Raw genomic sequence first — 14,191 nt, 5'->3', positions numbered from 1 at the left:
CGCCGCCGATTGATTGTTTACGCACCTGGTTGATTTCATGTCTATTTCATCTCATCGGCTGCTCGAAGGCATTCGCGTCCTCGACATGACCGTGGCGCTGGCCGGGCCCTACGCCTCGATGCTGCTGGGCGGTCTGGGCGCCGAGGTCATCCGCGTCGAGGCGCCGGGCGGCAGCGACCTGGGCCGCAGCAATCCGCCGTTCGTGGGGCCGGGCGGGGTCAACTTCGGCCAGCAGGGCAGCGACGATGTGTCGCTGACATTGCTGAACCGCGCCCGCAACAAGAAGAGCATCACGCTCAACGTCAAGGATCCGGAGGGGCGGGCGCTGTTCGCCAGGCTGCTGCGCGAAAGCGATGTCTTCATCGAGAACCTGAGCGAAGGGGCCTCGGAGCGCCTGGGCGTGGACTATGCCCGTGTGCGGGAAATCAACGATCGCATCATCTATGCGTCGATCAAGGCCTTTGGCGAGCCCAGCAAGTACCAGAACCTCAAAGGCATGGACATCCTGGTGCAGGCGCTGTCGGGCCTGATGGCGGTGACCGGCGAGGCGTCGGGTCCGCCGATGCGCTGCGGGGTACCGGTGGCGGACCTGCTGGCGCCGCTGTACATGGTCAACGGCATCCTGGCGGCGCTGATCTACCGGGGCAGGACGGGCAAGGGGCAGAAGATCCAGGTGTCCATGCTCGATTGCCTGTCGTCCTGGGTGGCCGAGGAGCATTTCGATGTGCTGGCCCAGGCGGGTTTCCGCATGCGCACCGGCAACAACCACGAGCGCCTGGTGCCGTTCGGGACCTACGAATGCGTGGACGGCCACATCGCCATCGCGGCGGTGCACCCGGACTGGTTCGCCAGCCTGCTCGATGCCATGGGCCGGGCCGACCTGCAGCGCGACCCGCGCTTTGCCGACCGCGGCACGCGGATGCGCCATGCCGCCGACCTCGCTGCGCTGGTGTCCGAGTGGACCCGGGACAAGACGGTTGCCTTTGTCGAGCAGGCCCTGGTGCAGGAGCGCGGCGTGCCGGCGGCGCGGGTGCGCACGCCGCTGGAGATGCTGGACGATCCGGACCTGCACCGCAGCGGCGCCATCACCGATTTGCAGACCCCCGATGGCGGCACGGTGCGCGGCATGGGGCTGCCCATCGGTTTCTCGGAATGCCACGCGCAATTCGATGTACCGGCCCAGGCGCTCGGCCAGGCCAATGCATCGGTGTACGCGGACATATTGGGCCTTTCCGACGCCGAGATCCGGCGGCTGGAAGAAAAAGGCGTGATCTGATTCAACCAAGGAGACAAATACGCCGGCCTGTTCCGTACGCCCATGAACCTGGCGCCCGGAGCCTGCCCCGTATCCATATCATGAACATGATGAAAAAAATGCATCGCAAAGTTGTCGCGTTGATCGCGGCGTCCCTGGCCTGCCTGGCGGGCGCCGCGAGCCAGGCGCAGACCAAACCCTATCCCAGCGAGCCATTCACGCTGATCGTTCCGTTCGGCGCGGGCGGGGGCACCGACCTGCTGGCGCGCCACATCGGCAAGGCCATTACCGAGAAGACGGGGCTCGCGGCGATCGTGGAAAACAAGGCTGGCGCCAATGGCATCATCGGCGCGCAGCATGCGAAGAAGGCAACCGCCAACGGCTACAACATCCTGCTGACCACCAGCACCACGCATGGCGCCAACCCCAGCCTGTACAAGTCGCTGCCCTATGACCCGGTGGCCGACTTCGATCCGATAGGCCTGGTCGGCGTCGGCGGCGTCGTGATGGTGGTGAAGGCCGACTCCAGGATCAACAATGTCCAGGACTTCATCGCGGCGGCGAAGGCCAGCCCGCGCCCGATGACGTTCGGCTCGGGCAATTCGTCGTCGCAGGCGGGCGGCGAACTCCTGAAGTCGTACGTCGGCGTGGACCTGATGAACGTGCCCTATAAATCCGTACCGGCGGCCTTGACGGACCTGGTCGGCGGCCAGGTGGACGTGGTGTTCGCGGACTCCATCGCGGCGCAGCCCATGATCACGGGCGGGCAGGTCAAGCCCATCGGGGTGTCGACCAGGACCCGGATCCCGGGGCTGGAGAACGTGCCGACCATCGCCGAGCAGGGCGTGCAGGGCTACGAATTCCTGGGATGGATCGCCGCCTATACGCCCAAGGGCGTGCCCGAGGACCGGCGCAAGTACCTGAACGCCATGTTCAACGACATCGTGAAGGAGCAGGCGGTGGCCGACTTCCTGGCCCGCAATGGCTGGATCGTCCAGCCGGGCAGCATGGCAGAGATGGACAACTTCCAGAAGAGCGAGATCGCGAAATGGCGCAAGATCGTGGAAACGACGGGCATGACGGTGCAGTGAGGCAGAAGATGCCATCCTATGCCAGGTACCACACCCCGGAGATGCGGGCGTTCGAGGGCGAGGGGTGTTTCGAGGCGCTGCCGGCCGAGCTGGACCGGCTGGGGTGCGCGAGCGCGGTGATCGTCTGCGGGCGCTCGATGGCCAGGGACGAGCGCCTGCTCGCGCTGATACGCCGGCCGCTGGGAAGCCGGCTGGACGGCATATGCGCCGACGTCAGGCCGCACAGCCCGTTGTCGGCCGTACAGGCCGTCGCGCGGTACCTGCGCTCCAGCGGTACGCAGTGCGTCATCGCCGTGGGGGGCGGCTCGGCCATCGTGACGGCGCGCGCCGCCAGCATTCTCCGCGCCGAGGACGGGGACGTCGCGTCCCTGTGCACGCAATGGCTGGCCGACGGGAGCATGCGCAGCCCCCGGCTGGTGGCGGACAAGATGCCGCAGATCGTCGTGCCGACCACGCCGACCACCGCCATCCCCAAGGCGGGCAGCGCCATGCTGGACGAAGCGAGCGGGGCGCGGATGGCGCTGTTCGATCCCAAGACCCGGGCCCGCAGCGTGTTCCTGCATCCCGCATTCACCGCCAGCGCGCCGCTGGCGCTGCTGCACAGCGCGGCCTTCAATTCGCTGGCGCTGGCGGTCGAGGGGCTGCTGTCCAGGACGGCTCATCCCTTGTCGGACGCGGCCCTGGTGCATGCCGCCGGGGGGCTTTACCGCAGCCTGGCGCAAGGCGGCGCCCTGGCGTCGCCGGCCGAGCGCCGCGACCTGATCTGGTATGCGATCCAGGCCGGGCAGGGCAGCGACCATACCGGCGCGGGCATGTGCATCCCCATCGGGCACGCGATTTCATCGATGTTCAATATCGACAACGGTATCGCCAACGCCATCGTGCTGCCTCATGTGCTGCGCTTCAATGCGCCGTCGGCCAGGCGGGGAATCGAACTGCTGGCCTCGGCCCTGCGGGTGGATGGGGGCGGCACGGATGCCGGCGTGGCCGCCGTCGCGCGGGCGCTGACGCAGCTGGCGGCGGCTACGGCGTACCCGTCGCGCTTGCGCGATGCCGGGGTCGCCCGCGAGCGCCTGCCGGATATCGCCGCCGTGGCCATGCGGGACTGGTACTTGCGGAACAACCCGGTCCGGATCGAACACCCGGGCCAGATCGAGGCCGTGTTGCGCGATGCCTGGTAAGCCGGGCTGGAAATTTGGAGACATGATGGATTTCGACAATCTCGATGTCAGCGTCGAGGACGGCATTTGCCAGGTGACGCTCAACCGTCCGGAAAAATTCAATGCCATGAGCCTGGCGCTGCGCAAGCAGATGACCGCGTGCCTGCAGCGGATTGCCGGCGACACGGCGATCCGGGTCGTGGTGCTGACCGGCGCGGGGCGGGCGTTCTGCGCCGGCGGCGATATCAGCGAGTTCGAGTGCAGCAGCGAAGAGCTCAATGACCTGATCACGCGCGTCAGCCACCAGTGGTTCAGGGCCTTCGCCAACCTGCCGCAGCCGGTCATCGCAGCGGTCAACGGGCCGGCCGCGGGGGCCGGCTGCAGCCTGGCGCTGGGAAGCGACCTGATATACGCCAGCGAGTCGGCGTACTTCACGCAGAGCTTCTCGGCCATAGGCCTGGCGCCCGACCAGGGGTCGGCCTATCACCTGCCCAGAAGGGTGGGGCTGGCGCGCGCCAAGGAAATGTGTTTTTTCGCGGACCGCGTGAGCGCGCCGCAGGCCCTGGAGTGGGGCATGATCAACGGCGTGTTTCCGGCCGATGCCCTGATGGACGCAGTGCGCGGCAAGGCCCGCGCCCTGAGCCTGAAATCGCCGCAGGCGCTGCAGATGATCAAGCGCATGCTCAACCGCAGTTTCGAGTCGACGCTGGAGGCCACGCTGGACATGGAGGCGGCCGCGCAGAGTTTCCTCTTTTCGACCGAGGGAACCCGCCAGGCGATCGGCGCCTTCCTGAAGAAGTGAGGCGGGCGGCGCGTGGCCGCCCGCCTTGCCGGGTGCCGGTTCAGGCGGCGCGTTCGAGGGCCTGGGCGTAGGCGTCGCCGCGAAAGCGCGCCAGGCGGCCATGCCAGGGGGCGGCGCGCTCGAATTCCGCGGCCAGGCGCATGACGAGATCGTCCTGGCCGAAGTGGCCGATGAGCTGCACGGCCACGGGCAGGCCGTCGGCCGTCCAGTACAGCGGAACACTGGCGGCCGGCTGGCCGGAGGCGTTGATGATGGCGAGGAAGGTGGTGTATTCCGAGACGCGCCGGCGGAAGTCCAGGAAGCCGCCGACCGGGGTGAGGGTGCCCAGCTTGACCGGCAGGGTGGTGAGCGCGGGCGAGAGAATGAGGTCGCAGGATGCCATGGCGCGCTCGATGGCGCGGCCCACGCCGTGGAAGCAATCGACGGCGCCGGCGTAGGTGATGGCGTCGATCCGCTTGCCCAGGGTGTAGCCGTCGGCGATGGCGGGCTCGAGGTCGCCGTCGGCGAGCGATTGGCCCGTTTGCCGCAGGCGCGCGTCGACGAGGCGGGCGATGGTGGTCGCCAGCATGGTGGCGTGCGCGTCGACGAACTGGTCGTAGTTGAAATTGGGCAGCGGCAGGTCGACGACCTCGTGGCCGAGTTCGCGGCACAGGTCGGCGGCCTGCTGCACGGCCTGCAGGCAGGGCTGGGCGATGGGCACGCCGTTCCAGGCTTCGCGCCACACGCCCACGCGCAGGCGCGCCCGGCCGATGGCCGGCACGACGCTGGCGCTCAGCGGCTTGGCGCATACCGGAGAGGCATAGGGGCTGCCCGGCTCGTAGCCGCTGACCGCGTCGAGCAGCGCGGCGCTGTCGCGCACGGTCTGGCTGAGCACGCCGTCGGTGGCCATGCCGCCCAGGCTCTCGCCCTTGAGCGGGCCGACCGGCAGCAGGCCGCGCGAGGGCTTGAAGCCGAACACGCCGCAACAGGCGGCGGGGATGCGCACCGATCCGCCGCCGTCGCTGCCGTGCGCCATGGGAACGATGCCCAGCGCGACGGCGACGGCGGAGCCGCCGCTGGAACCGCCGGCGGAGCGCTCGGGCGCCCAGGGGTTGCGCGTGGGGCCGCCGTAGCGCACGGCTTCGCTGGTCGGCGCCATGCACAGCTCGGAGACGCGGGTGCGGGCAAAGGGTATGAGCCCGGCCTGCTCCAGGCGGCTGGCCAGGGTCGAGTCCTGGGCGTAGCGGGTATCGGAGAACAGGCGCGATCCCACGCTGGAGGGCAGGCGCGTGGAGGGCAGGCCCGAATCCTTGAGCAGGAACGGAACGCCGGCGAAGCGGGTGCCGGGGCGCCCCTGGCGCGCGCTTTCCAGCGCGGCCTCGGGATGGGCGTGGCACAGCACCCCGTAGGGTTCGTCGTAGCGGCCGGCCAGTTCGAGGGCGCAGCGCATGGCGTGCTCGGCGGTCATGTCGCCGCGCGCAATGTGCTCGGACAGCTCGACCGCATCGAGTTTCAGGTAGTCAATGATGTGGCTTGCGTGCATAAATCAGCGATTCGGTTTCTGGCGCGCGGCCCAATCCCGCAGGGCCTGCAGCAGGGTTTGCAGGGTGGCGCGCAATGCGGCGGATGCGTCGGCCGACCACGGCGAGGGCCAGTTTTCCTCGCTGGGGGCGTCGGCGGGTTCATGCATGTAGGCGCGGCAGGCCAGTTCCATCTGGATGGCGTGCACGCCGGCGTCGGGCTGTCCGTACTGGCGCGTGATGGCGCCGCCCTTGAAGCGGCCGTTGACGACGTAGTCGCGGCCGCTGGCGCGGCAGGCGTCGGCGACGATGGCCTGCAGTTCCGGGCTGCAGCTGGCGCCGTCGTTGGTGCCGACGTTCAGGGCGGGTAGCTGCCCGTCGAACAGGCGCGGGATGCGCGAGCGGATGGCGTGGCAGTCGTACAGCACGACGGCGCAGTGCCGCTCGCGCAGCCGCGCGATCTGGCTTGCGAGCGCCGCGTGGAAGGGCTGGTGGTACTGCGCCTTGCGCCGGGCGATGGCGGCGTCATCGGGTTCGCGGCCGACGCGGTAAAGCGGCGCGCCGTCGAAGTTGGTGGTGGGGCACAGCCCCGTGGTGGCCTGCCCGGGGTAGAGCGAGCGCCCGTCCGCGGGACGGTTGACGTCGATGACCGAGCGCGACACGTTGGTGCACACCAGCGTGGCGTCCAGGTCGCGCGCGAAATCGTAGAGCCGGTCGACCCACCAGTCGCAGTCGCGCACGGCATCCCAGTCGGAGACGAAGTCGTGCCTGAGCTCGTCGGGGATCCAGCTGCCGGCGTGGGGGATGCTGCACACCAGCGGCGAGCCGCCTTCGTGGATGGTCAGCCATGGCGGCGCCATGGCCGTCTGCGGTCCGGTCATCGGGCGGCGCCAAAGCCGGCCGTGAAGCGTTCGAAGACGGCGGCCACCTGGTCGACCTCGGCTTCGGCGCAGAAGAAATGGTCGGCGGCGGCGCCGCATTGCGGGGCGGCCTTCATGCCCAGCGTGTTGACCGGTTCGAGGGCGGCCTTGATGAAGCCGGTGACGTCGAACGGCAGCGGGCCGTCGGTGGAGATCACCTTGAGCGGGCCGAATTTCTGCCGTTCGGCCTGCGCGCTGCCGTGTCCGTCCCAGGTCTGCTCGTCGACGACCAGGGAAAAGCCGGTCTGGTCGCGGATGACGGCCACGTACCGGCTCTGGCTATGGGCCAGCGCGCGCGCGACGGCCTCGCCGTGCTCGGCCGGCACGTCGATGAGCCAGTAGCGCTCGGGCCAGACCTTCATGGGCATCTTTTTCCAGACTTCGATCGGATCGTGTGCCATGGCGTGTTCTCCTTCAATACGGATCGTGGGGGGACGGCATCAGGCCAGGTAGACGGATTTCTTGTGCAGAAAGAAATCGACGCCGTCTTCGGATAGTTCGTTGGGGCCCAGGCCGGAGGCTTTCCAGCCGCCGGTGGAGACGTGCGGGTACAGCCCGGGGGGGACGTCGTTGATCTTCACCACGCCGGCCTGCACCTGGTCGGTAAAGCGGCCGATCGCGCGCGCGTCGTGGCTGAACAGGGCGGCGCCCAGGCCGTAGCGCGTGGCGTTGACTTCGGCGATGGCCTGATCCAGGTCGTCGCAGACCCGCAACGCCAGGACCGGGCCGAAATACTCGTCGGTCCACAGCGGGTCATCGAGGTCATGGACCTGGATGAGCGCCGGCGACAGGTAGTTGCCGTGGGCATAGGGCGCCTGTTCGATCGGCGCGCCGCCTTCGATGAGGCGGGCGCCGCGTTCGCGCGCCTGGGCGATGGCGTCGACCAGCAGGTCGCGCTGGCGCGCCGAGATGAGCGGGGCCAGGCAGGACTCTTCCTGGTGGGGCAGGCCGGGCCGCAGGTCGCGGACGATGTCCAGCAGGCGTTCCAGGAACGCGTCGGCGATGTGGCGGTGGACCAGCACGCGGCTGACGGCGGTGCATTTCTGGCCGGCAAAGCCGAAGGCGCCAAAGGCGATGCGTTCGGCGGCAAGGTCGAGGTCGGCGTCGGGCATGACCACGGCGGCGTTCTTGCCGCCCATCTCGCACTGCACGGCCGCGCCCCGGCCGGCTGCGGCGGCGGCCACCTGCAGGCCGACGCGCGTCGAGCCGGTGAAGCTGACGGCGGCGACGGCCTCGCTGGCCACCAGGGCGCGGGAGACCGCGTCGCCGTCCTCGATGAGCGCATTGAACACGCCGTCGGGAAAGCCCGCCTGGTGCATGATTTCGATCAACGCCAGCGACACGGCGGGGGTGGAGACCGAAGGCCGCCAGATGATGGGGTTGCCGCCTATCAGCGCCGCGCCGATTTTCTGGCAGGGATTGGACAGGGGGTAGTTCCACGGCGTGATGATGGCCGCCACGCCGCGCGGGAATTTCTCCTGGACGATGCGCAGCGCGCCGTTGCGTTTGACGGCGCCCTGGCCGCCCCAGGCCGGCCAGCCGGCGTAGGCGTGCAGGAAGCCCGCGGCGGCGCTCACTTCGCCGCGCGCCTCCTGCAGGGGCTTGCCGGCTTCGAGGGCGAGCAGGCGGGTCAGTTCGTCGAGGCGTTCGAGCAGCAGCGCGGCGGCCTTGCGCAGCGGCTCGGCGCGTTGCAGCGCCGGCACGGCGGCCCAGGGGGCGGCGGCGGCCGTGGCGCGGGCAACGGCGGCCTCGGCGTCGGCCGGCGTGGCGCAGCCGAACTCCCGGCCGCTCTGGCGCGTGTCATGGGGCAGCGCGGTGCGGAACGTGCGCGCGGCCGGCGTCTGTGCCCAGCGGCCGCCGATGTAGGCGCAGGCGCCGATGTCAGGGGAGGAGGTCATGGTGTTCCTAGGCGCAGCCGAACTGGGCCGCCGTGCCCGGCGAGCGGTTGGGGCGCGGGTGCCCGAGCAGGGTGTCGGCCACGGGAGCGTCGAGCACGCAACGGAAATGGTGCAGCACTTCGGCCAGTTTCTCGTCGGCGGTCTCGTGGATGCGGAATGGCGCGGGCGCGGCGAGCACGTCGCCTTCGGCCAGGAAGAAGCCCTGGATGACGTGGCGCGCGCCCATCGACTGCAGCACGGGCCGCAGCGCGTAGTCGACCGACAGGACGTGGGCGACGCTGCCGCCGGTGGCCAGCGGGAGGACCGATTTGCCGGCCAGCGCGAACTGCGGCAGGACGTCCAGGAAGGCCTTGAGCAGGCCGGAGTAGGACGCCTTGAAGACGGGCGTGGCCACGATCACGGCGTCGGCCTGCTCGATGAGCGCGGCCGCCTCGCGCAGCGCCGCGTTGCCGAAGTCGCCGGCCAGCAGCGCCCGCGGGTCGATGTCGCGCACGCGGATGTGGCGGGCCTGCTGGCCGCGCGGGCCCAGTTGCGCCAGTACGTGGTCGACGAACAGCGCGGTCTTGGAGGTGGGTGAGGGGCTGGCCGAGATGGCCACGATTCTTGCGTCGATCATGATGGTCTTACCTTGCTTTGCGGTCCTGTCCGGCCGTGGTCTCGTGCCAGAACAGCAGGCGGCGTTGCGCCCAGTTCACCACCAGCGTCGCCATGGCGCCCATGAAGGCCAGGGTGAGGATGCAGGCGAACATGATGGGCAGGTCGAAGTTCAGCGAGGCGGCCTGGATCAGGCTGCCCAGCCCTTTCTGCGACGCCACGAACTCGCCCACCACCGCGCCCAGCAGCGACAGCACCAGGGCGATCTGCAACCCGGCGAAGATGGAAGGCAGGGCCGAGGGCAGCTTAATGTCGCGGAAGATCTGGAAACGGCTGGCGGAAAAGGCGGTGTACAGGTCGATGAGTTCCTGGCGGGCGCCGCGCAGCCCCGTGACGACGTTGACGAACATCGGGAAGAAGCAGATGAGCGCGACCAGCACCACCTTGGACATCAGGCCGAAGCCGAACCAGACGATGAGCAGGGGAGCCAGCGCGACCTTGGGCATGGACTGCAGCGCGACGACGTAGGGGTAGACCATGCGTTCGAGCAGGCGGAATTCCGCCACCAGCCCGCCCACGACCACCGCCACGCTGCATCCGAGCACGAAGCCGCCGATGGTTTCGGCGGTGGTGGTCAGCAGGTGGGGCCACAGCAGCCCGGTGGAGTAGCCATGCCAGAGCGCGCGGAAGACGTCCAGCGGCGGCGGCAGGAGATAGGCCGGCATGCCCAGCCAGCGTACCGAAATGTCCCAGAGGCCCAGGATGAGCACGAGCGTGACCAGGGGCAGCAGGACGTTGGAGAATCGATTTGCCATGGGTGTGTGTTCCCGTCAATGATTCGCGACGGGGCTTTCCGTGCGATTGGCAGCCGTGGTGAAGTGGCTCTTGAGATGCGCGCACAGTTCGCCGAATCGCGGGTTGGAGGCGATGTTCGACTGGCGCGGGCGGGGCAGGTCGATGACGACATCATCGATGACCTTGGCCGGGCGTTCGGACAGGACGATGACGCGGTCGGCCAGGAAGACGGCTTCGTGGATCGAGTGGGTGATGAACAGCACGGCCTTGTCCGTTTCCATCCAGATGCTTTGCAGCTCCTCGGACATCTGCTCGCGCGTCATGGCGTCGAGCGCGGCGAACGGTTCGTCCATCAGCAGCAGGCGGGGGTTGTGCACCAGGCCGCGCGCGATGCCCACGCGCTGCTGCATGCCCCCGGAGAGTTCGCGCGGATAGTGGTCGGCGAATTTCTCCAGCCCGACCAGCTTGAGCAGGTCCAGCGCGATGCCGCGGTGTTCGTTCTCGTTCAGGCGCAAGGCGCGGATCGGCACCAGCACGTTTTCGACGACGGTCTTCCAGGGCAGCAGCACCGGCTGCTGGAAGACGATGCCGACGTCGCGGCGCGGGCCTTCGATCCGGCTGCCGTCCAGCAGCGCCTGCCCGCCGCTGGGCCGCAGCAGGCCCGAGACGATCTTTAGCAGCGTGGACTTGCCGCAGCCCGAGGGGCCGAGCACCGCGACGAATTCCTTGCGGCCGACGCTCATCGTCATGTTGTCGACGGCGAGCAGGCTGCCGCGGCGCGTTTCGTAAGTGACCGACAGCGCGTCGATCTGGAGTTGGGGGACCGACGGCCCCCCGGATTGTTCAGTCATGGGCGTGCTTCCTGACGTACGGCGTTCTCAATGCTCCCGGGCCTGCCTGGCCACGGCATCGGCGTCGAACTTGTTGTATTCGCCGACCAGCTTGTTGGAATAAAGCGTGTCCAGCGGAATGTCGGTCTTGGTGACTTCGTTGCCCAGCTTGAGCGCCTCGATGAGCATGGTCCAGTCTTCCTGCGAGAACGCGCCGTACTGGCGCGGCTGGCCGTCGCGGAAGTAGTTGAGGTTGGCCATGCGCACCTTCAGCACTTCCTTCTCGCGCTCGAGCGTGGCCTGCTCCTGGTCGGGCCGCGGCTTCATCGCCGGGTAGTCGTCCCAATAGGCGCGGATGCAGCTCTCGAGGTTGGCCTGGCAGGCCACGGTGCCCTTGGTCAGGGCGCGGCCGAAGCGCGCGATCAGGTCCGGGTTCTGGTCGTACAGCTTGCGGGTGACGGAGATGCCGTGGCTGGACAGGCCCTGGTAGGCGGCGGGCAGCGGCACGCGGCGGATCGGGATGCCGTTCTGCTCGACGCGCACGTGCGCGGTGTCGAACAGGTTGAGCACCTGCACCTGGCGCGTCTTGAGGGCGTCGAACGCGGCCGCGCCGGTGCCCACGGCCAGGAACTTGACGTCGCCGGCCGGCACGCCCTGGCTGGCGAGGATGGCGCGCGACATGAAAATATTGCCCGAGGTCAGCCCCAGCACGCCGATGGTCGCGTCCTTCATGTCGGCGAAGGACTGGATGGGCGAGTCCTTCAGCACCGCGAATTCCCAGATCGAGTTGCGCAGGTAGTTATAGGGAAACAGGATCGGGTAATCCGGCTTGCCGGGCTGGCGCGCGACGACCAGGGTTTCCAGGCTGGAGTAGGCGCCCTGGATGTTGCCGGCCAGCAGCTGGGGCACGATGACCCCCGAGCCGGTCAGCACCTGCACCGTCAGGTCGATGCGCTCGTCCTGCCAGTAGCCCAGCTTCTTGGCATAGGACAGCGGCGCCACGCCCGAGTTGATGGCCGACGGCCAGGCGAACACGAATTTGTCGGCCGCGCTGGCGGCCGCCGGCGCGGCGCCGGCCAGTGCCGCGGCCACGCCGGCGGCGATGAATAGTTTCGATGCTTTCATTTCTTCCCCTTGGCCGTGTGCCGGCGTGAAGTCAGCTCTGGTTCCAGGTCGAGCTGGGTGTCGAGTACTCGTGTTCGGGCCAGCTCTGCACGACCGGCAGCACTTCCTTGCCGATCAGCTCCAGGGCCTTCTTGTTGGTTTCGTGGCCCATGCCGTCGATGCGCCAGATCAGGTCGTCGATGCCCATTTCGTGCAGCCGGCGGCAGCGTTCGATCAGGTCGTCGGGCGTGCCGGCCATGATGTAGGGCGCGTTGTCGATGAGGTATTGCAGGTTGTCCATGTTGGCGCGGATGCGCTCGATCTGGGCGAAGTACTCATAGCCTTCCGAGCGCTTGGCCAGCTTGGTCATCCAGTCCATGATGACTTCGACGAAGCGCAGGGTGTTTTCCTCGGTCTGCTTCAGCGCCGTGGCGCGATCGGCGTGGCAGTTCACGCCGACCGAGAACAGGGCCTGGCGCTTGGTGATGGAGCCGGCCACGCATTGCGCGTTCTCGGCGCCCTTGCGATAGGCGTCGATGCAGGCTTGCGCGTACTCCCAGCCCAGGATGCTCAGGCCGCTCATGGCGCCCACGCCCATCCGGCCGGCTTCCTCGTGCGATTCGAGGCTGGTGGCCGACAGGTGCACCGGCACCGGGCGCCGGCCCACGGGCCACGGCGACATGCGGCGCGGCGGGATGTTGTAGTAGGGGCTCTGGTGTTCCAGTTTTTCCTGCGTGAAGCCCTTGCCGATGATGGCCAGGAACTCGTCGCGGTACTCGCGCGTCAGCTTGGCATCCACGCCGAAGGCGTCGAGCGTGTAGGGGTTGTTCGAGCGCGCGCCGCCCAGTTCGGCCCGGCCGCCCGACAGCAGGTCCAGCGTGGCCATCTGTTCGACGATGCGGATGGGGTGGTTGTAGGGCAGCAGATTGACCGAGGCAATGCGCAGGCGCATCTTCGTGGTGCGCGCGGCCACGTACGGCAGCACGATTTCCGGCGCCGAGGTGATGGCCTCGCCGCTGGCGAAGTGCTGTTCCGACATGGCGTAGCCGTCGAAGCCGCAGGCTTCCGCATGGACGGCTTCGTCCACCACTTCCTTCATGCGCTGGGCCCACGTGGTGCCCGCCGGGCAGATGGCCTCATGGAAAAGAATGACCTTCATGGCAACTCCTGCTATAAATGGTGTGGCTTGTTTGTGGTGTTCCTAATATAGGAACATCGTTCCGAATAAGATGAGCGCATCATCGCCGCTGCGCCTGCCGGCGTCAATATAGGGTTTCCCATTACTCCGCCCTGGACAGGGAAAAGGGGCTTGTGTGCTGGCTCTACGCCTCATGATTTGAAAGGCGGAACGATTGTTTCTATAATCGGAACGATTTTGCGAAACATAAGATGGAGGAAGCCACAGTGGCGGCAGACGGGAGCAAAACCCGCAAGGAGGAAGGCGGGGCCGAGTCGGGCGGAAGCCAGGTGATGACCAAGGGCCTGCGAGTGCTGAGCCACGTCGCGCACTGCGGCGGCGAGATCGGCGTGCGCGAACTGGCCCGCGACGTGGGCCTGCCCGTGGCGGTGGTGCATCGGCTGGTGAGTTCGCTCTCCGAGCTCAACTACCTGGAAAAGAACCCCGAGTCCGGCAAGTACCGGATCGGCTATGAAGCCTTCGAAGTGGGGCGCACCTATCTGCGCTCGGCGCGCATCGAAACCTGCGCCCCGCCGGTGCTGCGCAACGTGGTCGACGCCCACAGGCTCAATGCGTTCCTGGGCGTGATGCGCGACCTGAGCGTGATCTACCTGATCACGATCCAGGACTATGGCCACTACGACATCCGCATCGCGCCAGGCTCCGAGGTGCCGCTGGCCACCACCGCGATGGGCAAGGTGCTGCTGGCCGACCTGGCCGACGACGAGATCCTGGAGAAGCTGGGGCAATATGCCGAGAAGCGCTTCTCCGCCTTCGATATCTCCAGGCGCGACACGGTCATCGAGGAGATCGTGCAGATCCGCCAGCAGGGCTATGCCGTTTCCGAGGACGGCTCGTTTCGCGGCACGGTGTCGGTGGCGGCGCCGGTCTACAACTTCACCGGCCGCGTGATCGCCGCGGTCAGCGTCGGCCGGCCCACGCAGATCAGTAGCGGTCCGACCGTCGAGTCGATGATCGAGTGCGCGGTCGAGGCCGCGGGCAGGATCTCCGCCTGCCTGGGCGCGCAGATCGCCAACCAGCGGCGCGGCGGCTGAGCCGCGCGGCT

At 68.1% G+C, this 14,191-nt stretch carries 14 protein-coding genes; 5 read left to right on the top strand and 9 right to left on the bottom strand.

Translation table 11 applies throughout. The features are described from left to right. The first annotated feature begins 13 nt into the window (after positions 1–13). The 4 genes from EL288_RS21045 to EL288_RS21030 all read left to right on the top strand — a co-directional run bounded on the left by EL288_RS21045 (position 14) and on the right by EL288_RS21030 (position 4,308). A complete protein-coding gene (locus EL288_RS21045) occupies positions 14–1,276 on the top strand; it encodes a CaiB/BaiF CoA transferase family protein (RefSeq protein ID WP_003808014.1) in 1,263 nt (420 codons plus the stop codon). 98 nt (positions 1,277–1,374) lie between these two features. Then, on the top strand, positions 1,375–2,346 hold the full coding sequence (locus tag EL288_RS21040; protein ID WP_003808015.1) for a Bug family tripartite tricarboxylate transporter substrate binding protein: 972 nt from the start codon (positions 1,375–1,377) through the stop codon (positions 2,344–2,346). Then, positions 2,343–3,527 (top strand): iron-containing alcohol dehydrogenase family protein, encoded by a 1,185-nt coding sequence (locus tag EL288_RS21035; RefSeq protein ID WP_232018709.1) that lies wholly within the window; start codon positions 2,343–2,345, stop codon positions 3,525–3,527. The genes EL288_RS21040 and EL288_RS21035 overlap by 4 nt, the downstream gene beginning before the upstream one ends. 22 nt (positions 3,528–3,549) lie before the next feature. Further along, on the top strand, positions 3,550–4,308 hold the full coding sequence (locus EL288_RS21030; RefSeq protein WP_003808019.1) for an enoyl-CoA hydratase/isomerase family protein: 759 nt from the start codon (positions 3,550–3,552) through the stop codon (positions 4,306–4,308). A gap of 40 nt (positions 4,309–4,348) precedes the next feature. On the opposite strand, the gene EL288_RS21025 is transcribed toward EL288_RS21030, so the two are convergent. The 9 genes from EL288_RS21025 to EL288_RS20985 are packed head-to-tail and all read right to left on the bottom strand — an operon-like array spanning position 4,349 to position 13,107. After that, the gene (locus EL288_RS21025; protein WP_003808020.1) at positions 4,349–5,830 is read right to left on the bottom strand and encodes an amidase; all 1,482 of its coding nucleotides are present in this window, start codon (positions 5,828–5,830) and stop codon (positions 4,349–4,351) included. A gap of 3 nt (positions 5,831–5,833) precedes the next feature. Beyond that, entirely contained in the window at positions 5,834–6,667 is an 834-nt protein-coding gene (gene hutG, locus EL288_RS21020; protein ID WP_010925900.1) for an N-formylglutamate deformylase, read from the bottom strand. A gap of 17 nt (positions 6,668–6,684) precedes the next feature. Continuing rightward, positions 6,685–7,128 carry a hypothetical protein gene (locus tag EL288_RS21015; RefSeq protein ID WP_010925901.1) on the bottom strand — a complete coding sequence of 148 codons (444 nt, stop codon included), beginning with the start codon at positions 7,126–7,128 and terminating at the stop codon, positions 6,685–6,687. Between the two features lie 39 nt (positions 7,129–7,167). Beyond that, positions 7,168–8,625, bottom strand: a complete 1,458-nt coding sequence (locus EL288_RS21010; RefSeq protein ID WP_033458323.1) for an aldehyde dehydrogenase family protein — start codon at positions 8,623–8,625, stop codon at positions 7,168–7,170. A gap of 7 nt (positions 8,626–8,632) precedes the next feature. Further along, positions 8,633–9,241, bottom strand: a complete 609-nt coding sequence (gene ssuE, locus EL288_RS21005) for an NADPH-dependent FMN reductase (RefSeq protein WP_003808029.1) — start codon at positions 9,239–9,241, stop codon at positions 8,633–8,635. Between the two features lie 7 nt (positions 9,242–9,248). Further along, positions 9,249–10,034, bottom strand: a complete 786-nt coding sequence (locus EL288_RS21000) for an ABC transporter permease (protein WP_003808030.1) — start codon at positions 10,032–10,034, stop codon at positions 9,249–9,251. A 15-nt stretch (positions 10,035–10,049) separates the two neighbouring features. Beyond that, entirely contained in the window at positions 10,050–10,865 is an 816-nt protein-coding gene (locus tag EL288_RS20995) for an ABC transporter ATP-binding protein (RefSeq protein ID WP_003808032.1), read from the bottom strand. A 27-nt stretch (positions 10,866–10,892) separates the two neighbouring features. Continuing rightward, positions 10,893–11,969 (bottom strand): ABC transporter substrate-binding protein, encoded by a 1,077-nt coding sequence (locus EL288_RS20990; protein ID WP_003819325.1) that lies wholly within the window; start codon positions 11,967–11,969, stop codon positions 10,893–10,895. 31 nt (positions 11,970–12,000) lie between these two features. After that, positions 12,001–13,107 carry an LLM class flavin-dependent oxidoreductase gene (locus EL288_RS20985; RefSeq protein WP_003808035.1) on the bottom strand — a complete coding sequence of 369 codons (1,107 nt, stop codon included), beginning with the start codon at positions 13,105–13,107 and terminating at the stop codon, positions 12,001–12,003. Positions 13,108–13,337: 230 nt separating this feature from the next. Between EL288_RS20985 and EL288_RS20980 the strand changes: the two genes are divergently transcribed. Further along, positions 13,338–14,180 carry an IclR family transcriptional regulator gene (locus EL288_RS20980; RefSeq protein WP_225665741.1) on the top strand — a complete coding sequence of 281 codons (843 nt, stop codon included), beginning with the start codon at positions 13,338–13,340 and terminating at the stop codon, positions 14,178–14,180. Positions 14,181–14,191: the final 11 nt, after the last annotated feature.

The organism is Bordetella bronchiseptica, from assembly GCF_900636925.1.
Classification (GTDB): Bacteria; Pseudomonadota; Gammaproteobacteria; order Burkholderiales; family Burkholderiaceae_B; genus Bordetella; species Bordetella pertussis.
This window is presented reverse-complemented; position numbering and strand designations above follow the sequence as displayed.

Excerpts from the sequence above, each read along its gene's own strand:
- EL288_RS20985 (WP_003808035.1), bottom strand. The coding sequence starts at position 13,107 with ATGAAGGTCATTCTTTTCCATGAGGCCATCTGCCCGGCGGGCACCACG.
- EL288_RS21000 (WP_003808030.1), bottom strand. The coding sequence starts at position 10,034 with ATGGCAAATCGATTCTCCAACGTCCTGCTGCCCCTGGTCACGCTCGTG.
- EL288_RS21040 (WP_003808015.1), top strand. The coding sequence starts at position 1,375 with ATGCATCGCAAAGTTGTCGCGTTGATCGCGGCGTCCCTGGCCTGCCTG.
- EL288_RS21025 (WP_003808020.1), bottom strand. The coding sequence starts at position 5,830 with ATGCACGCAAGCCACATCATTGACTACCTGAAACTCGATGCGGTCGAG.
- EL288_RS20995 (WP_003808032.1), bottom strand. The coding sequence starts at position 10,865 with ATGACTGAACAATCCGGGGGGCCGTCGGTCCCCCAACTCCAGATCGAC.
- EL288_RS21010 (WP_033458323.1), bottom strand. The coding sequence starts at position 8,625 with ATGACCTCCTCCCCTGACATCGGCGCCTGCGCCTACATCGGCGGCCGC.
- EL288_RS20980 (WP_225665741.1), top strand. The coding sequence starts at position 13,338 with ATGGAGGAAGCCACAGTGGCGGCAGACGGGAGCAAAACCCGCAAGGAG.
- ssuE (WP_003808029.1), bottom strand. The coding sequence starts at position 9,241 with ATGATCGACGCAAGAATCGTGGCCATCTCGGCCAGCCCCTCACCCACC.
- EL288_RS21030 (WP_003808019.1), top strand. The coding sequence starts at position 3,550 with ATGATGGATTTCGACAATCTCGATGTCAGCGTCGAGGACGGCATTTGC.
- EL288_RS21015 (WP_010925901.1), bottom strand. The coding sequence starts at position 7,128 with ATGGCACACGATCCGATCGAAGTCTGGAAAAAGATGCCCATGAAGGTC.
- EL288_RS20990 (WP_003819325.1), bottom strand. The coding sequence starts at position 11,969 with ATGAAAGCATCGAAACTATTCATCGCCGCCGGCGTGGCCGCGGCACTG.
- hutG (WP_010925900.1), bottom strand. The coding sequence starts at position 6,667 with ATGGCGCCGCCATGGCTGACCATCCACGAAGGCGGCTCGCCGCTGGTG.